Here is a 21,063-nt window from a genome sequence, read left to right on the forward strand (position 1 = left end):
GGGTGTCGGCCATGACCTGGCCCCGGGACCGCTCATCCCCTGCGGAGCGGGCGGCGTCGGCCTCCTGTGTCAGGGCGGTGTAGGCGGCCACCCCCTCATGGACGGGCAGCAGCGCGGTCAGGTAGGTCATGGTGTCCGGCGCCGGGCGCAACGACACTGTCCGCTCCGTCATGGCGTGGGCTGCCCGCCTCGGGACAGAGCGGGGGTCGCGCCGGTACGCTGCGGTGCGGACGGCGTTAGTGATGGCGCGGTCCCCGGCCCCGTCCAGTGTGCCGGTGTCGGCGGCGAGTTCCTCGTCCACCGCTGCCCGGTCCTCGGTGGTCAGGCAAGCTGTCTCTTTCACGATCAGGGTGGTCCGCCACTCGTTCAGCCGCCCGGACCGGAACGCTGTCAGCGTCCGCGGCATCCCCGTCAGCGCTTTCGCCATCCCCAGGAGCCGTCCGCCGCGGGCTGGGGATTCCCGCCGCGCCAACGCAATCTGGGCGGCAACACCCGTGCCCTGCTCCTCGGCGGGGACACCGGCCGCGGCCTGCTCCCGCCGCTGGGACAGGTCAAAGGCAACAGCGATCTCGGCCTGCCGGGCGCCGGCCAGGGACTTCAAATCTTCGAGCTGCCGCAGCTGGTTGATCATCCCCGCACCACCATCAGAGGCGACCGGCACAGCAGCCAGGATCGCCAGGGCATCAGCGATCGCGGCGACACCACAATGCCCCGCCACCGTACCGTTCTTCGGCCCTGCCGCTGCCCCAACCGCCTCCATGAATAGAGTCTTCCAGCGACCCCTGACAATCCCGCCCAGGCAAGAACGCTATGTGGAAAACCAGCCGTGCCGCCACGTCGCTTCCTTCACGGCAGCACGCTGAAGGCCCGCTCCGTGTGGACCGGGCCTTCAGGAAACCTGGCTTAGTTGGTGGTGCAAGTCCCGGTGCTGTGGTTGTAGCCGTTTGTGCCGTTGACCTCGACGTAATTTGTGTCCAGTACGCAATTCAGGCCATCTGAGTAGGACAGAATGTCCCAACCATCGACCCTGGTCACCTTCGGGTCGAAGTAAACGGTTCCGTCCGGAACGACTATCGACGATCCGAAAACGGCAACGTATCTCCGTGCCCCATCACTTGACCACGAGCCGCCAGGGTAAGTCGTGGCATCCGAGTACTCCCGGTACCCCTGAAGGATTGCAGTGCCCGACGGTGTAACCACTTTGATCCGGCGCTCTTCCATGGTCAGGCACGTGATGACGCCGGGCGCTAGTCCAGTGCATTCGCTGGAGGACGTCGTTTCCGTGCCTTCGGTGCTGGCCGCATGGGCCGGGAGTGGTGCGGCCACTGCCAGGGCCGCGACGACGGCCCCACAGGCTGAAAGGCGGAGCAGGTGTTTGGTGCGCATGAGACGATTCCCCCATTTAGTTGGCGGCCCCAGCGGCCGCTCGTGGAGCCTATCAGCCTGGCCCTGATGGCCCGCCGTCACATCGACGCACGCCAGCTACCGCAAGAAGTTCAGCGCCGCGGACCCGCCGGGCCGCCGTCGTGCGCTACCGCAACCGCAACCTACTCGAACCGGGACGCGTCTCCCGCGCCGTGCCGGACGACTTCCGCGACGCCGCTGGAGAAGTCCACCACGGTGGTAGGTTCGGCTCCGCAGTCGCCGGCATCGATCACCGCATCCACCTGGTGGTCCAACCGTTCCTTGATGTCCCAGCCCTGAGTCAGAGGGTCTTCCTCGTCCGGCAGCAGGAGCGTGCTGGACAGCAGCGGCTCGCCCAGCTCGGCCAGCAGCGCCTGGACCACCCGGTTGTCCGGGATCCTGACGCCAACCGTCTTCTTCTTGGGATGCAGCAGCCGCTTGGGTACTTCCCGGGTGGCGGGCAGGATGAACGTGTAGCTCCCCGGGGTGACGGACTTGATGCTCCGGAACACGTCGTTGCCGATGTTCACGAACTGACCCAACTGGGCGAAGTCACGGCAGACGAGGGTGAAATGGTGTTTGTCGTCCAGTTGCCGGATGCTGCGGATCCGGTCGAGGGCGTCCCTGTTGCCCATCTGTGCGCCCAGCGCATAGCAGGAGTCGGTGGGGTAGGCGATCAGCCCGCCGTCGAGAACGATGCGCACAGCCTGGGTGATGGCCCGCGGCTGGGGATCCTGGGGATGAACGTCGAAGTATCTGGCCATGCCCCGAGCCTAGTGGCACCCGGCCCTGCCTGCACGAAGGTGCCAAACCCCCTACCAGCGCGCCCTCCTTTGGGGCAGGATGTTGTCTGGTTTCACCGTGTCAGTCCCCACTAAGGAGATTAACCATGTCGACCATCCTCAACCCTTACCTCAACTTTCGTGACAACGCCCGCGAGGCGCTGAACTTCTACCAGTCCGTGTTCGGCGGCGACCTCCGCGTCAGCACGTTCGGGGATTACCAGGCCAGCGAGGATCCCGCGGAGGGGGACAAGATCATGCATGGCATGCTGACCACACCGCAGGGTCTGGTCCTCATGGGCGCCGACACCCCGAACAGCATGGAATACCGTGAGGGGTCCGCCATCTCCATCTCGCTCAGTGGGGAAGACGAGGCAGAGCTGCGGGGCTACTACGAGAAGCTCAGCGGCGACGGCGGCTCGGTCACCGTCCCGATGGAGAAGTCCCCGTGGGGTGATGTGTTCGGCATGTGCACGGACCGCTACGGCATCGGCTGGCTGGTTAACGTCAACGCCGCCCAGGGCAGCACCGGCGCGGACTGATCCTGGCCGGACTGTCTCCCCGGGGGATCATTCCCGGGGAAGCAGTCCCGACCGAAATCCTCCTTGAGGCGCGCTGCGGCGCCTGCGACGATGGACGGGTGGAGTCCCTTTTCGAGTTCCTGGCTGACAAATGGTGGCTGGTCTTTCCGCTGGCTGCCTTTACGGGACACTGGGCCAGCAGTTGGCGCAAGGCCAGTGAGCGCCGGCACCAGCGCAAGGTGGAATTGTACAAGCTGCGCAACCAGCACCTGGCAGCGGAGCAGGCGTCAACGGCGGAAGTGGAAGCCCTGATGGCAACCCATGACGCCACCAACCGGCGCTGGCTGGACTATGAACTGGACGTCGGCAAACTCATCGATTTTCCGCTCATGACGGATGTCCGGGAACCTTTGACCGTGGCATTCCTGCGGGCGAAGCGGGAGGCCGACGGCCAGCGGCCTAACGCTGCAACGGACCTCACGTCACCCGCCCGGTTGGAGGCCTACCGGCAGGCCGTCAACAGTTTCGCCGTGGCACTGGATGTGGCCGAGCGGGAAGCCCGGCGCATCAGGGACAGCAAGTTCAGTGGACCCGAGCGTGAGCGGCTGGCCACCGCCCGGAAGCTGCTGATGATCGCGGAGAACCAGGCCGCCACCCCCGCCGAGCGCCAGGCAGCGTACAAGCGGGCGCGGCGCGAACTGGACGGCCTTATCGTCCTGCCGGACGTGACTGTCGCCGCACTGGAGGAGCGCATGGCCCCCGGGCTGGACACGGGACGGGCGCCTTCGGAGTTCCGCCGGAGCTGAGAGGCAGGGCAGCGTGGGCCGCACGCTTTATATCGACGTCGACGGCGTCATCTGCCCTTTCGGCCCGGCGGGAACCACCGGATGGGGTTCAGCGTGGTGCCTTGCGGATGCCGGCGTTCTGCCCGTTGCCTATGCCAGGGAACTGGTGGACGGGCTGAATTCGCTGGCGCGGGCCGACGGGGTCCGCTGCGTTTGGCTTACCAGCTGGGAGGAACTTGCCCCGCAGTACTTGTGCCCGGCCATCGGCCTCGACGGCGGCAGCTGGCCCTATCTCTCGGCAACCGGGCCGTCGGGCGGAACCGAATGGTGGAAGCTGCGCGCCATCCAGGACGATGTGGAAGCGACGGGTCCGGACGCGGTGGCCTGGATCGATGACCAACTGGATTTCGAGGAGGAGGCGCAAGCGTGGGCACGGCTGCTGGGCAGGCGGATCCGCCTTGTTTCGCCTCATCCGCGCTGGGGGATTTCACCGGCTGAACTGGCGGCGGTCCGCACGTTCCTGACCCAACCGATGTTTTGACCTGATGGCCCGGACGCGTACGATCGATAAGGTTTCCCGCCGGTTTGGTAAACGCCGCAACTCATTCCACATGAACAGTCGGTTAATTATGCCGTCCAAGGCAGCAGCCGGGGGATAGAAACTGCCGAACGTCGTCTCTGCAGATTGGGCAACAGGTGGATATCACCTTCATGGTGGCGCTGGTCATTGCGCTGGCACTATTTTTCGACTTCACGAACGGCTTCCACGACACCGCAAACGCCATGGCCACCCCCATTGCAACCGGTGCCATCAAGCCGAAAACCGCGGTAACCCTGGCTGCCATCCTGAACCTGGTGGGCGCCTTCCTGTCCACCGAGGTGGCCAAAACGGTCTCCGGCGGCATCATCCGTGAGGGCTCGGACGGCATCCAGATCACGCCGGACATCATTTTCGCCGGCCTGATGGGCGCCATCCTCTGGAACATGATCACGTGGCTCAAGGGCCTGCCATCCAGTTCCTCCCACGCACTGTTCGGCGGCCTGATCGGCGCGGCGATCGCCGGAATCGGGTTCCACTCCATCAACCTTGAGGGCCTCATGCAGAAGGTCATCCTCCCCGCGATTTTCGCGCCGCTCATCGCTGGCATCGTGGCGTACGTGTGCACCCGCCTCGCCTATGCCCTCACGTCCCGCCACGATCCGGAAACGGGCAGCAAGCTCACCCAGAAACGCGGCGGCTTCCGCACCGGACAGATCTTTACGTCCAGCCTGGTGGCGCTGGCCCACGGCACCAACGACGCCCAGAAGACGATGGGCATCATCACGCTGGTCCTGATCGCAGCCGGCACCCAGGAGCCCGGCTCCGGCCCCCTCTTCTGGGTCATCGCGGCCTGCGCGTTCGCCATTGCCATCGGCACCTACGCCGGCGGCTGGCGCATCATCCGGACCATGGGCGCCGGGCTGACCGAGGTCAAGCCCGCCCAGGGGTTCGCCGCCGAAACCAGCACCGCGTCCGCCATCCTGGCGTCCTCCCACCTTGGCTTCGCCCTGTCCACCACCCAGGTGGCCTCCGGATCCGTGATCGGCTCCGGGATGGGCCGCAAGGGCACCAGCGTCCGCTGGAGCATGGTGGGGAAGATCGCCCTCGGCTGGCTCTTCACCTTGCCCGCCGCGGGCATCGTGGGTGCCCTCACCGCCCTGCTGGTCAAGACCGGCGTGGTGGGCGTGCTGATCGCGGCCGTTGCCGGCACCGCCGCCGTACTCTTCATGTTCTTCTACTCACGCAAGTCGGCCGTGGGCCACCACAACGCCATTGAAGTGGAAGAAGCCGGCCAGGCTGTCCGCTTCAGGAAGAAGAAGGCCATGGCCCGTGCGAGGGCGCAGGCACACAAGGCACAGCAAGAGGCCGAGGCGCAAGCCGACGCCGAAGCCACCAACCCGAAGGAGCCCCGGCGATGAAGTGGCTGGAACTCGTGACCGTGGCCGGCGCCACCCTGATCGCGGCCGTTACCGTGGTGACCCTGTACTCGCTGGGTGTCCGGCTCACCGCCATCGCTGCCGATTCCCAGCAGGCATCGCCCGGCATCAAGAAATCGTTCGCCTACGTGTGCTTCGGCCTGTGCGGCCTGGCCGTGCTCTTCGGGCTGTACCTGATCATCCCGTACTTCTCCGGCTAGTCCGGACGGGGGCTCGGAACACTGTCCACGCCGGGCGGCTTTGGCTAGGCTGGGCGCATGCCACGCTTCCAGTACTTTGTCGCTGCCTCGCTGGACGGCTTCATCGCCACGTCCACCGACGACCTCGGCTGGCTCCTGCAGTTTGACGGCTTCGAGGGCGGATCCGAAAGCTACGACGCCTTCATGGCCGACGTGGGCTGCATCGTCATGGGTGGGGAAACCTACGCCTGGCTGATGGCGCACGAACCGGACAAGTGGCCGTATTCCGGGACGCCGAGCTATGTGTTCACCAGGCACGAGTATTCCGCACCCTCAGGGGCGGACATCACCTTTGTGCGGGGCGACGTGGGCGAGTTCGTCGAGGACTTCCGGCGTGGTGCTGCAGGCAGGAACGTCTGGGTGGTGGGCGGAGGAAACCTGGCCGCCCAGTTCGCCGACGCCGGGCTGCTGGACGAAATCATCCTCTCGGTCATCCCGGTGGTCCTTGGCGACGGCAAGCGGCTGCTTCCGCTGGCGGGCCCGACGCCGCCCCTTGAGTTGGCTGCCTCGCGCACCCTGGGCAGGGGCGTGGTGGAGCTGCGCTACCACTTCAACCGCGATAGTTCCTAGCGGCTCCGGGTGCCGGAGCTGGCCAGGCGCCCGGCTACTGCCCTGCGGGCGCGTTCTTCCTGATCAGGTTCGTGATCCGGGCGGTCGAGAGCCGCCGGCCCTGTCCGTCCGTCATGACGATCTCGTGCGTTGCCAGGGTCCCGCCCAGGTGGATGGCGGTGCATGTCCCGGTCACCAGGCCTGTTGAGATGGAACGGTGATGGGTGGCACTTACCTCGATCCCCACCGCGTGCCCGCCGTCGCCGGCATGCATGGACGCGGAAAACGAGCCCAGTGTCTCAGCCAGCACAACATGCGCACCTCCGTGCAGGATGCCCGCCACCTGGGTGTTGCCCTCCACGGGCATGGTGGCCACTGTCCGTTCGGGGCTCATCTCAAGGAACCGGATCCCCATCTTCACCACCAGCGCGCCGATCCCGTACCGGCCCAGCCAACCATGCAGGTGGTCCGGAACACCGGCTGCCGCCAGCTCCTCCGCGAACGGGCCTGGCGTGAAATTGTCCATCATGCCAACTAGGCTGGCACCTGTGAGTGAAACAACCAAACCGGCCCCTTTCCCGTCCGAAGTCCTTCCGCAGGACCCTGCCCTGGAAGGCGGAAGTGCCCAGGGCGGCACCGTCGTGAAGGACAAGATTCCTGCTCCCGCCGGTGAGTCGGTTTCAGCCACCGCAGCCCCGGTGGTCCCCCTGACAGGCCAGCCGCGGCTCCTGGTCCTGGACGGCCACTCCATGGCTTTCCGTGCCTTCTTCGCCCTCCCCGCGGACAAGTTCTCCACCATGAACGGGCAGCACACCAACGCCATCCACGGCTTTACCTCCATGCTGATCAACCTGATCAAGGAGCAGCAGCCCACGCACATCGCCGTGGCCTTCGACGTCTCCGATGAGACCACGCACCGCAAGGCCCAGTACAGCGAGTACAAGGGCGGCCGGAACGAGACCCCCCGCGAGATGAGCGGCCAGATCGACCTGATCGCGCAGGTGGTGGAGGCCTGGGGCATCAAGACCATCAAGCTGCCGGGCTACGAGGCTGACGACATCCTCGCCACCCTGGCCGCCATGGGCGAAAAGGCTGGCTTTGAGGTGCTGCTGGTCTCCGGCGACCGGGACGCGTTCCAGCTCATCACGGACAACGTGTTCGTCCTGTATCCCAAGAAGGGCGTCAGCGATATCCCCCGGATGGACGCCGCTGCCATCGAGGCCAAGTACTTCGTCAGCCCGTCCCGGTACTCGGACCTTGCCGCCCTGGTGGGGGAGACGGCGGACAACCTTCCCGGCGTGCCCGGCGTCGGCCCGAAGACCGCGGCCAAGTGGATCAACCTCTACGGCGGACTGGAAGGTGTCCTGGAACACCTGGACTCCATCGGCGGGAAGGTGGGTGACGCCCTGCGCGAGAACGTCGAAAACGTGAAGCGGAACCGCATGCTCAATCAGCTTCACACGGACCTGGAGCTTCCCGTCACGCTTGACGACCTGTACCAGCCCCGCCCGGACCAGGCAGCCCTGGAAGACCTGTTCGACCAGCTGGAGTTCAAGACCATCCGCAGCCGCCTCTTCGCTCTCTACAGTGAAGAGGACGCGCCCGCCGCGGAACGCGAAAGCATCGACGCCCCGGACTACACTACCCCCGCAACCGCCGCCGAGCTGGAGGCGTTCCTGGCCTCGGGTGCAGGGCAGCGCTCGGCCGTCGCCGTGGACCTCATCCCGGGACGGATCGGCGAGGATGCTGCAGCCGTGGCCATTGTCCGCGACGGCGCGGCCGCCTACATCGACCTCTCCGGCCAGGATGCCGAAACGGAGAACGTGCTGGCCCGCTGGCTGCGCGACCCCGAAGCGCCCAAGGTGATGCACGGCTTCAAGTCCGCACTGAAGGCGCTGACGGCCCGCGGGCTGGAACTGGAAGGCGTGGTGGATGACACCTCAATTTCCGGGTACCTCATCCAGCCGGACCGCCGCTCCTACGAGCTGGACGAACTCGCCCAGCACCACCTGAACGTCGGAATTTCCGCGGCCACCGCCAAAGCCGGCCAGCTTGAACTGTCGTTTGACGGGGACGATACCGCCGCCGCCGACGCACTCGTCCAGGCAGCCGCCGTCGTACTTTCCCTGAGCCGGTACTTCGAAAGCGAGCTCAAGGAGCGCAAGGCGGAGGAGCTGCTGTCCACCCTGGAACTGCCCGTCAGCCGGGTCCTGGCGGACATGGAGCTGGCCGGCATCCGGATCGACATGGACCGCATGGATGAACAGCTCGCCGACCTCGCCCGGGTCATCGACCAGGCCCAGGAGCAGGCGTTCGCGGCCATCGGCCACGAGGTCAACCTCGGTTCCCCCAAACAGCTGCAGACGGTCCTGTTCGACGAACTGCAGCTGCCCAAGACGAAGAAAATCAAGTCCGGCTACACCACCGACGCCGCGTCGCTGAAGAACCTGCTGGAGAAGACCGGGCACGAGTTCCTGGTCCAGCTCATGGCGCACCGGGAGGCGGCCAAGCTCCGGCAGATGATCGAGTCGCTCAAGAAGTCGGTGGCGGAGGACGGGCGCATCCACACCACCTACGCCCAGAATGTGGCCGCCACCGGCCGCATCTCTTCCAACAATCCCAACCTGCAGAACATCCCCATCCGCAGCGAGGAGGGCCGCCGGGTCCGCGGGATCTTCGTGGTCAGCGACGGCTACGAATGCCTTCTGTCCGCCGACTACTCGCAGATCGAAATGCGGATCATGGCGCACCTGTCCGGCGACGAGGGCCTGATCCAGGCGTACCGCGACGGCGAGGACCTGCACCGCTTCGTTGGCTCCAACATCTTCCATGTGCCCACCAGTGAGGTCACGAGCGCCATGCGCTCGAAGGTCAAGGCCATGTCCTATGGGCTCGCGTACGGGCTGACATCCTTCGGCCTGTCCAAGCAGCTGGAGATCTCCGTGGACGAGGCCCGCACGCTGATGAAGGACTACTTCGACCGGTTCGGGGCGGTCCGCGACTACCTCCGCGGCGTGGTGGACCAGGCGCGCGTGGACGGGTACACCGCCACGATCGAAGGCCGTCGTCGCTACCTGCCGGACCTCACCAGTACCGACCGGCAGCTGCGGGAAAACGCGGAACGCATCGCCCTGAACAGCCCCATCCAGGGCTCGGCCGCGGACATCATCAAGCGCGCCATGCTGGGAGTCCACGCCGGACTGCAGTCCCAGGGGCTCAAATCCCGCATGCTGCTGCAGGTCCATGACGAACTGGTCCTCGAAGTCGCCACCGGGGAACGCGAGGCGGTGGAGAAGCTGGTCACGGAGCAGATGGGTGCCGCGGCGGACCTCAGCGTGCCCCTGGAAGTCCAGCTCGGCGTCGGTCCCAGCTGGTACGACGCCGGGCACTAAACAACGCACAGCCCAAGAGAGGTGGAACGGAAAACCGTCCCACCTCTCTTGCGTTGTCAGCACGTCCCCGCCCCGGGCAGGGCAGGCTGTCAGCTGTTCCTGGCCGACTTCCGCCGCTGCCTCAGCAGCTCCAGCAGGTCATGCTCAGCGTCCTCGCCGGGAATGACACCGGATGGGATCCGGAACAGCAAAACCGCGCCGAGCACCCACCAGAGGCCGAACAGGATCCATGGCGGTGGGGTCAAGGCTGCGGGCATGCCGGGCAGGTAGAGGCTGAGCAGTCCAAGGCAGAGGACCACCGCGGCAACGCCGATCATGATGCCGCCGTTACCCTGTCCGCCCACCCGGAGAGGCCGGGCCATTCCGGGCTCGCGCCGGCGCAGGATCACAAACACCACGGACACCAGGATGTAGGCAATAACGATGCTGGGCGCCCCGGAATCAACCAGCCATCCCAGCATTGATACGCCGAAGAATGGGGCAATAAAGGACAGCACGCCGATGAACAGGAGTGCGTTGACCGGAGTGCGGTACTTCGGATGCAGCTTGGCGAACCACGCCGGCAGCATGCCGGAACGTGCCATCGAGAACATCAGGCGCGAGGCACCCAGAAGCAGCGAGTTCCATGAGGTCAGGATTCCCGCGATTCCGCCAGCGATCAGGATCTTCGCCATCACGTCACTGCCGAACAGCGCGCCCATGGCATCGGCAGTTGCTATATCCGCCTGTGCTATCTCACCGGCGGGCATTGCCGAGGACGTGGTCAGGACGGTCATCACGTACCAGACGGTTGCGAGGAGGACGGCGACGACGACGAGCCTGCCTATCTGCCGTGCCGGGATGTTTACTTCTTCGGCTGACTGGGGGATGACGTCGAAGCCCACGAACAGGAACGGAACCACCACCAGGACGGCGAAGTAGCCGTTCAGGCCACCGGTGAAGAAGGGCTCCATGTTCGTGGCCGAACCCCCGACGAAGGAACCGAACACAAGCATCAGGCCAATGACCAGCAGGAAGACCACCACGAACGTCTGGGCAGCGCCGGCAAGCTTCACCCCGAGGATGTTGATTCCAGTAATCACTATCGCTGCGACGGCCCCCACCAGCGCCCAGGTCAGGTGCACGTGGTAACCGGCGACTTCCCAGAGCGGGATCTGGCTGAGGTTCGGGAAGAGGTATTGCGCAGTCCGGGGCAGGGCCACGGCCTCAAAGGCAACGATGGTGATATACCCGCCTGTGATGGCCCAGGAGCCGATGAAGGACCACCGGGGGCCCATCCCGCGGAGCAGGAAGTTATGTTCTCCACCCGCCTTTGGCATGGCCGCAGTCAACTCGGCGTAGGTCAGACCCACCACGCCCATGATGGCACCACCGGTGATCATGGCCAGGACGGCCCCCAGTGTTCCGGCCGATGCGATCCAGCCGCCGGTGAGAACGACCCAGCCGAAGCCGATCATGGCTCCGAATCCGAGCGCCAGGGCGTCCCAGTTGCCCAGAACCTTCAAAAGGGAAGTGTCTGGCGCTTGCGCCGTTTTAGATATGTCCATTTATCCTCGCTGAGTGGTTCTGTGATGTTGTCGGAAGTGAGGTTGAAGCGTAGTCGCGGGCGCCCTTGATGTGAAGTGTGCCACTCTGTGCTCGAACAACATAGACCCCCGCCAAGGCCCTGGACACTGTGCATGAGCCTAGAACCGCTGTGCCGGGTTTGAGCAGGATTACCAATCTTGCCCCTCGGCGAAGCAAAACCGCGGTTTGTGGAACAGATGGTTGCCATGATGCAACTTGCTAGGCTCGGACGAATGAGCGATCTGAGCGGCAACTATGAAATCCGGCGCTTCGGCGCGGTCTCGAAAGGCAACGACGGCTACGAGGAAGCCGCCACGTGGTCCCGGGCGGTTTCGTTCGGTTTCCACGAGTCCACCCGCACGCCCGAGCACGTGGAAAAGGCCCTCGCCACCTACGAGGTGGATGGCCGCGTCCTGACGGGCGCCTACCAGACCGGCGGCGTCGCTCCTGGATCCCTGCCCGCTGAGGTTCCCGTGGCCACGTTCGCGACGCTCCGGAAGCCCCTGAACATCGGCTTCGGAAGGACACTGGAGACGCAACTGGTCACCTCGGTGACGGTGCGTACTTCCCACCGCCGGCGGGGCCTGCTGCGGCGGATGATGAGCGAGGACCTCAGGCTCGCGAAGGAGGACGGCGTGGCGATGGCGGCACTCACGGCCTCCGAGGGGTCCATTTACGGAAGGTTCGGCTACGGGGTGGCGAGCTTCGAGCGCTCCCTGAAGGTTGACACCACCACCCGGTTCCACCTGCAGCACCAGCCCACCGGCTCCGTGGAGGTGGCCGACCCCAAGGCCCTGCTGGAACTGGCCCCGGTGGTGTTCGACCGCGTGCACCGGCTGACCCCGGGGTCCATCGGACGGCAGGAGTGGTACCGGCAGCTGGCGTCCGGGTCACTGGGACACGACGGCAAAGAGGACCCCGCCGTCAAGGTGGCGCTCCACTACGGCCCCGGCGGCGACGTGGACGGCTACGTCTCGTACAAGTTCCTTGGTTGGGACACCAAGCCCTACACAGTTGAAGTGGTGGACCTGCTGGCGGCCACGAACGACGCCTACCTCGAACTCTGGCAGTTCCTGGCGGCGATCGACCTCGTGGAACGTATCACCTGGGGTGAAGCTCCACTGGACGACCCCCTGCCCTGGGCCCTCATGGACCCCCGCTGCATTGACTCGTCGGACAGCAGGGACATGCTCTGGCTCCGGATCCTGGACGCCGCCGCGGCCCTCGAGGCCCGGCAGTATCCGGCTGACGGCAGGCTGGTGCTGGAGCTCAATGACCCACTCGGGCTCACCGCGGGAACCTGGGCCCTGGCAGTGGAGGGGGGCCGGGCCGCCGTCGAACGCCTCCCGGAAGGCACCCCCGCGGACCTGGCACTGGACGTCTCCGCGCTTTCCTCCATCTACCTCGGCGGTGTCTGCCCGGTGACTTTGGCGGCGGCAGGGAAGATCCGTGAAAACACTGAAGGCGCGGTGCTGCAGGCCCGCCAGATGTTCGCGGTGGAGCGGGCCACCCACTGCCTTACCCACTTCTGAGGGGGAGGGGTACCTGCCCGCTTTTGCCCTTGTTGGCGGCGGCGACTAGACTAAACGGGCGTGTACCACGTGCACGTTCTGTAAAATCCACAAAATCAGGATGACCCGGAGGATCCGTCGGATTCACCGCGAATCGCGCCTGCGTTCCATAACGCGGGCGCGCCGGTTTGCCTGACCGACTAACTATCCACAACGGAGCCCCTACTACATGACCATCACCTCCACCGAGAAGCCCGGTACCCCTGTAGTCGCCATTAACGACATCGGTACCGCTGAGGACTTCCTCGCAGCAGTCGACGCCACCATCAAGTACTTCAACGACGGAGACCTCGTCGAAGGTACCGTCGTCAAGGTCGACCGCGATGAAGTCCTGCTCGACATCGGTTACAAGACCGAAGGTGTCATCCCCTCCCGCGAGCTGTCCATCAAGCACGATGTTGATCCCGGAGAAGTTGTCTCCGTCGGCGATCAGGTCGAAGCCCTGGTGCTCACCAAGGAAGACAAAGAAGGCCGTCTGATCCTCTCCAAGAAGCGTGCTCAGTACGAGCGTGCCTGGGGCGACATCGAGAAGGTCAAGGAAGAAGACGGTGTTGTCACCGGTACCGTCATCGAGGTTGTCAAGGGTGGTCTTATCCTCGACATCGGCCTGCGCGGCTTCCTGCCCGCATCCCTCGTCGAGATGCGCCGCGTGCGCGACCTGGCTCCGTACATCGGTCAGCAGATCGAAGCCAAGATCATCGAGCTGGACAAGAACCGCAACAACGTTGTTCTGTCCCGCCGTGCATGGCTCGAGCAGACCCAGTCCGAGGTCCGCTCCACCTTCCTCAACAAGCTGGAAAAGGGCCAGGTCCGTCCCGGCGTCGTTTCCTCCATCGTCAACTTCGGTGCCTTCGTGGACCTGGGCGGCGTAGACGGCCTGGTTCACGTTTCCGAGCTGTCCTGGAAGCACATCGACCACCCGTCCGAGGTTGTCGAGGTTGGCCAGGAAGTCACCGTCGAGGTTCTCGAGGTGGACCTGGACCGCGAGCGCGTCTCCCTGTCGCTCAAGGCCACGCAGGAAGATCCGTGGCAGACCTTCGCCCGCACCCACGCCCTGGGCCAGGTTGTTCCGGGTAAGGTCACCAAGCTCGTTCCGTTCGGTGCGTTCGTCCGCGTCGAAGACGGCATCGAAGGCCTGGTCCACATCTCCGAGCTCGCTGTCCGCCACGTTGAGCTGGCCGAGCAGGTTGTTTCCGTTGGCGACGAACTGTTCGTCAAGGTCATCGACATCGACCTCGAGCGCCGCCGCATCTCGCTGTCCCTCAAGCAGGCCAACGAGGGCGTCGACGCCGACAGCACCGAATTCGATCCCGCTCTGTACGGCATGGCCGCAGAGTACGACGAAGAGGGCAACTACAAGTACCCCGAGGGCTTCGATCCCGAGTCCAACGAGTGGCTTGAAGGCTACGAGAACCAGCGCGCCGCCTGGGAGCAGCAGTACGCTGACGCCCAGACCCGCTGGGAAGCCCACAAGAAGCAGGTTGCCCAGCACGCTGCCGACGACGCTGCTGCTGCAACGTCCGGTGACAGCGACTCCGGCGCCACCAGCTACTCCTCCGAGCCTGCTGCCGCCGACACCGGCGCCGGCACCCTGGCTTCGGATGAGGCTCTTGCCGCCCTGCGCGAGAAGCTGACCGGCAACTAATTGCCGCCGGCCCGGATTTCCGGGCTGACACAGTGGGCCCCTGCGGAAGCAGGGGCCCACTGTGCGTTAACCGGCGGATTGAAGTTCGACGACGGCGAGGACAGTTCCGTCGTTTTCGGGCTGCAGGTGCCCGCCCGCCGACGCGAGCAGATGCTGCGCCGCTCTATTGCCGGCCAGCGTGCGGGCGACCACCCTGGACAGTCCTGCCTTCCGGGCCTCAGCCAGCACCAGGTGCAGCGCGGCACTCCCAATTCCCCGGGACCGGAAGCTCCTGCCCAGCCAGATGCCCGTCTCAGCCACACTCCCGTCTTCAGGGCCTGACCGGCCGTGGCCCGGTGCAAGGCGGCGGAGCCGGATGGATCCGGCCAAGGCCCCGCCGCAGAGGATGCCCCAGGATTTTTCGCCGGCCTTCCCGTCCAGGCCCTCAGCCGCCGCCCGGTGGTAGCTGCGGAACCACGCGGTGCGTTCCGGGTTCCAGCCGGGCCCGCCCAGCGGGGGAGCCACCTCGTCCGGTGATGCGTCCCGCTTGGCGAGCGCCAGGAGCGACTCCATGACGGCGTCGTCCACGTCCACCAGGGACACGTCAGGCAAGCGCGACATCCACCCACTCCGTTCCCTCGGGCGCCAGGCCCACTCCGCCGGAAGTCAGCACCTGCAGCCGTTCCGCGGCGGCGGCGATCGCATCCGCATTATCGGCAACGGCGAGGCGCAGGACGGTGTCCCGGGCGCCGTAGCTGGTTTCGGCCATCACGAAGCCGGCAGCGCGGAGGTCGTTTTCCAGCCTGCCGGCTGCCGCGTGGGGTACGGCCGCGGAACAGATGCGCAGCCGGCTGCGCCGTACCAGGGGCACCAGCGACAGTGCTGAGGAGACCGATTCCGAGTAGGCACGGACCAGGCCTCCCGCCCCGAGCAGCACGCCGCCGAAATAGCGCACGACGACGGCGCTGACGTCGCTGAGGTCCGCCACTCCGGGTGCCGTCTCCCTCTTGGACAGGGCTTCCAGCATCGGTATTCCGGCCGTCCCGGAGGGCTCGCCGTCGTCGTTTGACCGCTGTATGTCCCGGTCCGGTCCGATGATGAAAGCGGAGCAGTGGTGCCGGGCGTCGTGGAACTCCCGGCGGAGGCCTGCCACCAGGTCACGGGCATCCTCTTCGGTGCCTGCCCGCCGGAGGACGGTGATGAAGCGTGAACGCTTGATCTCCAGCTCGTGGCGGAAGTCCGGACCCGCGGCCAGGGTGGTGTAGGACGCCGCCCTGCTCTCTTGCTCATGCACCCGCCCCAGTTTAGTCAGGCGAGATAGGGTGGGAGCCGTGCTGAAGATCGGGTTGACCGGCGGAATCGCCTCAGGGAAGTCCATGGTGGCCGCGCGGCTGAAGGAGCTGGGCGCCGTGTTGGTGGACGCGGACGCGCTGGCCCGTGAAGTCGTGGAGCCCGGTACGGAGGGGCTGGCCAGGATCGTGGCCGAGTTCGGTGGGGAGATGCTCGACGACGGCGGGCGGCTGGACCGTGCCCGGCTCGGCGCGGTGGTCTTCGGGCAGCCGGAACGCCTTGCCGCCCTGAACGGGATTGTCCACCCGCTTGTCCGTTCCCGCGCCGCGGCCATCGTGGGAGCTGCTGCGGACGACGCCGTGGTGGTTCAGGACATTCCATTGCTGGTGGAGACGGGGCAGGGGAGCGACTTCCACCTGGTTCTGGTGGTGGACGCCCCGGAGGACATACGGGTGCAGAGGATGCTTGAGTACCGGGGGATGACCGCGGAGGCCGCCCGCTCGCGCATCCAGGCCCAGGCGTCCCGGGAGGACAGGCTGGCCGCCGCGGACGTGGTCCTGGACAATTCGGGCAGCGTCGCGGAGCTGCTGGAGCAGGTGGACCGGCTCTGGAAGGGACGCCTGCAGCCCTTTGCGCTGAACATCGCCCAGGGGGTCCGCGCCGCCCGGCAAGGCGGACCCGTCCTGCTCCCGTCCCGCCCGGAATGGCCGCAGGAGGCACGGCGCATCATGGCCCGGATCCGTGCCGCCCTGTCCCGCCAGGATGCGGTGGGCGTCAACGGCCTCAGCCTGGAGCACATCGGTTCCACCTCCGTCCCGGGCCTCGACGCCAAGGACGTCATCGACCTCCAGCTGGCTGTCCCTGACCTGGCCGCGGCAGACGCCCTTGCCCCGCTCCTGACCGCAGCCGGGTTCCCCTTCGTTCCGGGCAGTTCCGCCGATGCCCCCGAACCGGGCCATCCGCGGCCGGAGGACTGGTACAAGCGTTTCCATGCCAGCGCCGACCCCGGCCGCGACGTGAACCTGCATGTGCGGGCTGCGGGGTCGCCCGGATGGCGGTTCGCCCTGTGCTTCCGGGACTGGCTGCGCGCCGATGCCGGCGCCGCCGCCGGTTATCTGGCCCTCAAGCGGCGGCTGGCCGCCGAGCATGCCGGCGACGCAACCACCGAAGGCTACGCGGAAGCCAAAGAGGAGTGGTTCCGGAACGTGGAAGAACCCATGGAACGGTGGGCCGAAAGAGCAGGGTGGCAGCCGCCGTCGTGCGCGTCCTGACACCTGCGCCACCCGCTGTGCTGTTCGCCCGTAACGGACTCGGCCCGTTCTGTCGGTGCCCGGTTGTAGATTAGATCCATGAGCCTTGCGCAGGATATAAACCGTGTTGTAGCGCCGTTTGAGGTCATCAGCGAGTTCAAGCCTGCGGGTGACCAGCCGGCCGCCATCGCGGAGCTCACGGAGCGCATCAACAACGGCGAGAAGGACGTGGTGCTGCTCGGCGCCACCGGCACGGGCAAGAGCGCCACCACCGCCTGGCTCATCGAGCAGGTCCAGCGCCCCACCCTGGTGATGGTCCAGAACAAGACCCTCGCCGCGCAGCTGGCCAACGAGTTCCGGGAACTGCTGCCCAACAACGCGGTGGAGTACTTCGTCTCCTACTACGACTACTACCAGCCTGAAGCGTACGTTCCCCAGACGGACACCTTCATCGAGAAGGACTCGTCCATCAACGAGGAAGTGGAGCGGCTCCGGCACTCCGCCACCAACGCGCTGCTGACGCGCCGGGACGTTGTGGTGGTGGCCACGGTCTCCTGCATCTACGGCCTGGGCACGCCGGAAGAGTACATCGCCGGTATGGTCACGCTCCGCAGGGGACAGGAAATGAACCGGGATGCGCTGCTGCGCAAGTTCGTCTCCATGCAGTACGCGCGCAATGACATGGACTTCCACCGCGGCACGTTCCGGGTCCGCGGCGATACGGTTGAGATCATCCCGATGTACGAGGAACTCGCGCTCCGGATCGAGTTCTTCGGGGACGAAGTGGAGAATATCTACACCCTGCACCCCGTCACCGGGGAGGTCATCCGCGAGGAAACGGAGATGTACGTCTTCCCGGCGTCGCACTACGTGGCCGGTCCGGAACGCATGAGCCGCGCCATCAAGTCCATCGAGGACGAACTTGCCGAACGGCTGGCGGTCCTGGAGGGGCAGAACAAGCTGGTGGAGGCGCAGCGCCTCCGGATGCGCACGGCCTACGACCTCGAGATGATGCAGCAGATGGGCTTCTGCAACGGCATCGAGAACTACTCACGCCACATTGACGGCCGCCCCGGGGGATCCGCCCCGCATTGCCTCCTGGACTACTTCCCGGACGACTTCCTGCTGGTGGTGGACGAATCCCACGTGACCATCCCGCAGATCGGCGCAATGTACGAAGGCGACATGTCCCGCAAGCGGACCCTTGTGGACCACGGCTTCCGGCTCCCGTCCGCCATGGACAACCGGCCGCTGAAATGGGACGAGTTCCTGGGACGGATCGGCCAGACGGTCTACCTGTCCGCCACGCCCGGCAAGTACGAGCTCGGCAAGGCGGACGGCTTCGTCCAGCAGATCATCCGGCCCACGGGCCTGGTGGACCCCGAGGTCATCGTCAAGCCCACCAAGGGCCAGATCGACGACCTCCTGGGCGAGATCAGGACGCGCGTGGAGAAGGACGAGCGCGTCCTGGTCACCACTCTGACAAAGCGCATGGCGGAAGACCTCACGGACTACCTCCTGAGCCACGGCGTGAAGGTGGAGTACCTGCACTCCGACGTCGATACGCTGCGGCGCGTCGAGCTGCTGCGCGAGCTCCGGCTGGGCAGCTTCGATGTCCTGGTGGGCATCAACCTGCTCCGGGAAGGCCTGGACCTTCCGGAGGTGTCCCTGGTGAGCATCCTGGACGCGGACAAGGAAGGCTTCCTGCGGTCCTCCACGTCCCTGATCCAGACCATCGGCCGCGCGGCCCGTAACGTGTCCGGCCAGGTCCACATGTACGCGGACCGGATCACGGACTCCATGGCCAATGCCATTGATGAAACCAACCGGCGCCGCGCCATTCAGGTGGCCTACAACACTGAGCACGGCGTGGATCCCCAGCCGCTGCGGAAGAAGATCGCGGACATCACGGACCAGCTGGCCCGGGAAGACGCCGACACCAATGCGCTGTTGGGCAGCTTCGACTACGGCAAGGGCAAGCGCGGGATCACCGGGGCAACCAAGGCCGGGGCCAAGAAGGGTGCTGCGAAGGTCCGCGCGGACGGACTGGCTGCAGCGCCTGCCGAGGACCTGGTGGGGCTCATCGAGCAGCTCACCGAGCAGATGCACGGCGCTGCTGCCGAACTGCAGTTCGAGGTGGCCGCCCGGATCCGCGACGAGGTCAGCGAACTGAAGAAGGAACTGCGGCAGATGCAGGCGGCAGGCCACGCCTGACCGGCGCCAGGGCGACACCCAACGTAAGCCGGGAGCGGCGACGCTCCCGGCTCATGTACAGTTAACGTCACGTAGGGGAGTATCCCGAGCGCTACGATCGTCAACACGCAGGGCATGGTTGCCCCGCCGGGCGTAGCGGGCCGCCATCTCAGCACCAAGTGCGCAGGCAGGCCGGAGAGACTTACACCGCATCTCTGTACCCTGCGAAAGGCTACCCTGTGCTCGAATTGCCCGTGTGGTTCGAGGTCGGCTCTTTTGTCGTCCTCGGCCTTATCCTCCTGATCGACCTTCTCCTGGTGGTCCGCCGTCCCCACGAACCATCCATGAAGGAAGCCGGCCTCTGGGTAGCGTTCTACGTCAGCCTTGCGCTGGTGTTCGCCGGAACCATGTTCGCTTTCACCGGCCCGGAATACGGCGGCCAGTTCGTGGCCGGCTGGGTAACGGAATACAGCCTCAGCATCGACAACCTGTTCGTCTTCATCATCATCATGGCCCGGTTCTCGGTGCCCCGGAAGTACCAGCAGGAAGTGCTGATGGTGGGCATCATCATCGCCCTGATCCTGCGCGGCATTTTCATCCTGCTGGGCGCCATGGTGATCGAGCAGTTCAGCTGGGTGTTCTACATCTTCGGCGCCTTCCTGCTGTGGACCGCCTGGAAGCAGGCCCAGGACGAGGGCGAAGACGAAGAAGACCGTGAGAACCCGCTGATCGCCAAGATCCGCAAGGTGATCCCCATGTCGGAGAAGTTCGACGGCAACAAGCTGCGCACCACGGTGAACGGCAAGAAGGTCTTCACCCCCATGCTGATCGTTTTCATCACCATCGGCCTCACGGACCTGCTGTTCGCCGTCGACTCCATCCCGGCCATCTTCGGACTGACCCAGAGCCCGTTCATTGTGTTCACGGCCAACCTGTTCGCCCTGATGGGCCTGCGCCAGCTGTACTTCCTGCTGGGCGGCCTCATGAACCGCCTGATCTACCTGAAGCACGCACTGTCCTTCATCCTGGCATTCATCGGCGTCAAGCTGGTGCTGCATGCCATGCACGTGAACGAGCTGCCGTTCATCAACGGCGGCCAGCACATCGAATGGGCTCCCGAGATCCCCACGTTCGTGTCCCTGGCCGTCATTGTCGGCACCATCGTCATCGCGGTGATCGCCAGCCTGGTCAGCTCCAAGGCCAAGGAAGCGCACCTGGATCCGCGCCTGGAAGAAGACGTCCGCAAGAGCCACAGCGACGTCGACTAAAGGCTTCCAGCCTTCCAGCAGCAGCAGTCCCGGCCCGGTGAGCGGCCGGGACTGCTTCTTTTAAATTGCCCCCTGTGGGCGGCCGCCGGTGGCGACTATGCTCTGTCCATGGCCCCCACTGCAATGACCGACAATGATGTGCGGCGGGTGCAGCGGCGCACCGTTGTCCTACTGGCCGCCGCCCAGGTCTTCGGCGGAATCGGCACGGGGGCAACGGTATCGATCGGTTCGATCCTCGCTGTTGAACTCTCCGGCTCCAGCGCCTGGGCGGGTGCCGTGGCGACCGTCATGACCCTGGGGGCAGCGCTTGCCGCGCTGCCCCTCGCCTCGCTGGCGGACCGAAGGGGCCGCCGGATGGGCCAGGTGGCCGGCCTGTCGGCCGCCCTGGCCGGCACGGTGCTCATGGTCCTGGCCGTGGTCACGGGTTTCTTCGTCCTGCTTGTGCTGGGCGCGGCGGGCATCGGGGTGGGCACCGCAGCGAACCTGCAGGCCAGGTTCGCCGCCGTGGACCTCGCCGAAGCGGAACACCGGGGCAGGGCGCTGTCCACCGTGGTGTGGGCCGTGACGGTTGGCGCCGTAGCAGGACCCAACCTGATCCAGCCCGGCACGGTGGTGGGTGCGGCGCTGGGGCTGCCAGCGGTGGCAGGACCGT

The 21,063-nt window shown here is 65.9% G+C and carries 20 protein-coding genes; 13 read left to right on the top strand and 7 right to left on the bottom strand.

Translation table 11 applies throughout. From position 1 onward, the window contains the following. The 3 genes from AC5RTT_RS15145 to AC5RTT_RS15155 form a co-directional block, all read right to left on the bottom strand. A partial coding sequence (locus AC5RTT_RS15145) for a 13E12 repeat family protein (RefSeq protein ID WP_494145908.1) occupies positions 1–631 on the bottom strand: 631 nt, incomplete at its 3' end. Between the two features lie 272 nt (positions 632–903). Then, the gene (locus AC5RTT_RS15150) at positions 904–1,386 is read right to left on the bottom strand and encodes a hypothetical protein (RefSeq protein WP_494145895.1); all 483 of its coding nucleotides are present in this window, start codon (positions 1,384–1,386) and stop codon (positions 904–906) included. 161 nt (positions 1,387–1,547) lie between these two features. Then, positions 1,548–2,168: an L-threonylcarbamoyladenylate synthase gene (locus AC5RTT_RS15155; RefSeq protein ID WP_494145896.1), complete on the bottom strand. Its 621-nt coding sequence runs from the start codon at positions 2,166–2,168 to the stop codon at positions 1,548–1,550. Between the two features lie 125 nt (positions 2,169–2,293). On the opposite strand from AC5RTT_RS15155, the gene AC5RTT_RS15160 reads away from it, so the two are divergent. The 6 genes from AC5RTT_RS15160 to AC5RTT_RS15185 all read left to right on the top strand — a co-directional run bounded on the left by AC5RTT_RS15160 (position 2,294) and on the right by AC5RTT_RS15185 (position 6,278). After that, complete coding sequence (locus tag AC5RTT_RS15160; protein ID WP_494145897.1) at positions 2,294–2,728, top strand: VOC family protein; 435 nt, start codon at positions 2,294–2,296, stop codon at positions 2,726–2,728. Between the two features lie 98 nt (positions 2,729–2,826). Then, positions 2,827–3,513, top strand: coding sequence for a hypothetical protein (locus AC5RTT_RS15165; RefSeq protein WP_494145898.1), 687 nt, complete (start codon positions 2,827–2,829; stop codon positions 3,511–3,513). A gap of 13 nt (positions 3,514–3,526) precedes the next feature. Then, entirely contained in the window at positions 3,527–4,033 is a 507-nt protein-coding gene (locus AC5RTT_RS15170) for an HAD domain-containing protein (protein ID WP_494145899.1), read from the top strand. A 155-nt stretch (positions 4,034–4,188) separates the two neighbouring features. Beyond that, positions 4,189–5,451 carry an inorganic phosphate transporter gene (locus AC5RTT_RS15175; protein WP_494145900.1) on the top strand — a complete coding sequence of 421 codons (1,263 nt, stop codon included), beginning with the start codon at positions 4,189–4,191 and terminating at the stop codon, positions 5,449–5,451. Then, positions 5,448–5,669, top strand: coding sequence for a hypothetical protein (locus AC5RTT_RS15180; RefSeq protein ID WP_009357630.1), 222 nt, complete (start codon positions 5,448–5,450; stop codon positions 5,667–5,669). The genes AC5RTT_RS15175 and AC5RTT_RS15180 overlap by 4 nt, the downstream gene beginning before the upstream one ends. Positions 5,670–5,726: 57 nt before the next feature. Then, the gene (locus AC5RTT_RS15185) at positions 5,727–6,278 is read left to right on the top strand and encodes a dihydrofolate reductase family protein (RefSeq protein WP_494009051.1); all 552 of its coding nucleotides are present in this window, start codon (positions 5,727–5,729) and stop codon (positions 6,276–6,278) included. 34 nt (positions 6,279–6,312) lie between these two features. On the opposite strand, the gene AC5RTT_RS15190 is transcribed toward AC5RTT_RS15185, so the two are convergent. Beyond that, the gene (locus tag AC5RTT_RS15190) at positions 6,313–6,786 is read right to left on the bottom strand and encodes a hotdog fold thioesterase (RefSeq protein WP_494145901.1); all 474 of its coding nucleotides are present in this window, start codon (positions 6,784–6,786) and stop codon (positions 6,313–6,315) included. A gap of 220 nt (positions 6,787–7,006) precedes the next feature. Between AC5RTT_RS15190 and polA the strand changes: the two genes are divergently transcribed. Beyond that, the gene (polA, locus tag AC5RTT_RS15195) at positions 7,007–9,649 is read left to right on the top strand and encodes a DNA polymerase I (protein WP_494145909.1); all 2,643 of its coding nucleotides are present in this window, start codon (positions 7,007–7,009) and stop codon (positions 9,647–9,649) included. Positions 9,650–9,738: 89 nt separating this feature from the next. Here the strand turns inward: polA and AC5RTT_RS15200 are convergent, their stop codons facing one another. Next, positions 9,739–11,106 carry an APC family permease gene (locus AC5RTT_RS15200; protein ID WP_494145910.1) on the bottom strand — a complete coding sequence of 456 codons (1,368 nt, stop codon included), beginning with the start codon at positions 11,104–11,106 and terminating at the stop codon, positions 9,739–9,741. A gap of 342 nt (positions 11,107–11,448) precedes the next feature. Here AC5RTT_RS15200 and AC5RTT_RS15205 point away from each other — a divergent pair, with 342 nt between their 5' ends. Beyond that, positions 11,449–12,747 (top strand): GNAT family N-acetyltransferase, encoded by a 1,299-nt coding sequence (locus tag AC5RTT_RS15205; protein WP_494145902.1) that lies wholly within the window; start codon positions 11,449–11,451, stop codon positions 12,745–12,747. 208 nt (positions 12,748–12,955) lie between these two features. Further along, positions 12,956–14,431, top strand: a complete 1,476-nt coding sequence (rpsA, locus tag AC5RTT_RS15210; protein WP_009357636.1) for a 30S ribosomal protein S1 — start codon at positions 12,956–12,958, stop codon at positions 14,429–14,431. Between the two features lie 66 nt (positions 14,432–14,497). Here rpsA and AC5RTT_RS15215 read toward each other — a convergent pair whose 3' ends face one another. Together AC5RTT_RS15215 and AC5RTT_RS15220 are read right to left on the bottom strand one after the other, a co-directional pair. Next, positions 14,498–15,031, bottom strand: a complete 534-nt coding sequence (locus AC5RTT_RS15215; protein WP_494145903.1) for a GNAT family N-acetyltransferase — start codon at positions 15,029–15,031, stop codon at positions 14,498–14,500. Next, the gene (locus AC5RTT_RS15220) at positions 15,015–15,704 is read right to left on the bottom strand and encodes an IMPACT family protein (protein WP_494145904.1); all 690 of its coding nucleotides are present in this window, start codon (positions 15,702–15,704) and stop codon (positions 15,015–15,017) included. Before AC5RTT_RS15220 ends, AC5RTT_RS15215 begins: the two co-directional genes overlap by 17 nt. A gap of 37 nt (positions 15,705–15,741) precedes the next feature. Here AC5RTT_RS15220 and coaE point away from each other — a divergent pair, with 37 nt between their 5' ends. The 4 genes from coaE to AC5RTT_RS15240 form a co-directional block, all read left to right on the top strand. Then, the gene (gene coaE, locus AC5RTT_RS15225) at positions 15,742–16,971 is read left to right on the top strand and encodes a dephospho-CoA kinase (protein WP_494145905.1); all 1,230 of its coding nucleotides are present in this window, start codon (positions 15,742–15,744) and stop codon (positions 16,969–16,971) included. Positions 16,972–17,049: 78 nt separating this feature from the next. Then, positions 17,050–19,164, top strand: a complete 2,115-nt coding sequence (gene uvrB / locus AC5RTT_RS15230) for an excinuclease ABC subunit UvrB (RefSeq protein WP_494145906.1) — start codon at positions 17,050–17,052, stop codon at positions 19,162–19,164. Between the two features lie 218 nt (positions 19,165–19,382). Next, complete coding sequence (locus AC5RTT_RS15235) at positions 19,383–20,411, top strand: TerC family protein (protein WP_494009059.1); 1,029 nt, start codon at positions 19,383–19,385, stop codon at positions 20,409–20,411. Positions 20,412–20,519: 108 nt separating this feature from the next. Next, positions 20,520–21,063: MFS transporter (locus AC5RTT_RS15240; protein WP_494145907.1), on the top strand; the 544-nt coding region annotated here is incomplete at its 3' end.

It is taken from the genome of Arthrobacter sp. Y3221157 (assembly GCF_059089865.1).

Coding starts and splice junctions, on each gene's coding strand:
- AC5RTT_RS15150 (WP_494145895.1), bottom strand. CDS start 1,386: ATGCGCACCAAACACCTGCTCCGCCTTTCAGCCTGTGGGGCCGTCGTC.
- AC5RTT_RS15155 (WP_494145896.1), bottom strand. CDS start 2,168: ATGGCCAGATACTTCGACGTTCATCCCCAGGATCCCCAGCCGCGGGCC.
- AC5RTT_RS15160 (WP_494145897.1), top strand. CDS start 2,294: ATGTCGACCATCCTCAACCCTTACCTCAACTTTCGTGACAACGCCCGC.
- AC5RTT_RS15180 (WP_009357630.1), top strand. CDS start 5,448: ATGAAGTGGCTGGAACTCGTGACCGTGGCCGGCGCCACCCTGATCGCG.
- AC5RTT_RS15185 (WP_494009051.1), top strand. CDS start 5,727: ATGCCACGCTTCCAGTACTTTGTCGCTGCCTCGCTGGACGGCTTCATC.
- AC5RTT_RS15190 (WP_494145901.1), bottom strand. CDS start 6,786: ATGATGGACAATTTCACGCCAGGCCCGTTCGCGGAGGAGCTGGCGGCA.
- polA (WP_494145909.1), top strand. CDS start 7,007: ATGGCTTTCCGTGCCTTCTTCGCCCTCCCCGCGGACAAGTTCTCCACC.
- AC5RTT_RS15200 (WP_494145910.1), bottom strand. CDS start 11,106: ATGATCGGCTTCGGCTGGGTCGTTCTCACCGGCGGCTGGATCGCATCG.
- AC5RTT_RS15205 (WP_494145902.1), top strand. CDS start 11,449: ATGAGCGATCTGAGCGGCAACTATGAAATCCGGCGCTTCGGCGCGGTC.
- rpsA (WP_009357636.1), top strand. CDS start 12,956: ATGACCATCACCTCCACCGAGAAGCCCGGTACCCCTGTAGTCGCCATT.
- AC5RTT_RS15215 (WP_494145903.1), bottom strand. CDS start 15,031: ATGTCGCGCTTGCCTGACGTGTCCCTGGTGGACGTGGACGACGCCGTC.
- uvrB (WP_494145906.1), top strand. CDS start 17,050: ATGAGCCTTGCGCAGGATATAAACCGTGTTGTAGCGCCGTTTGAGGTC.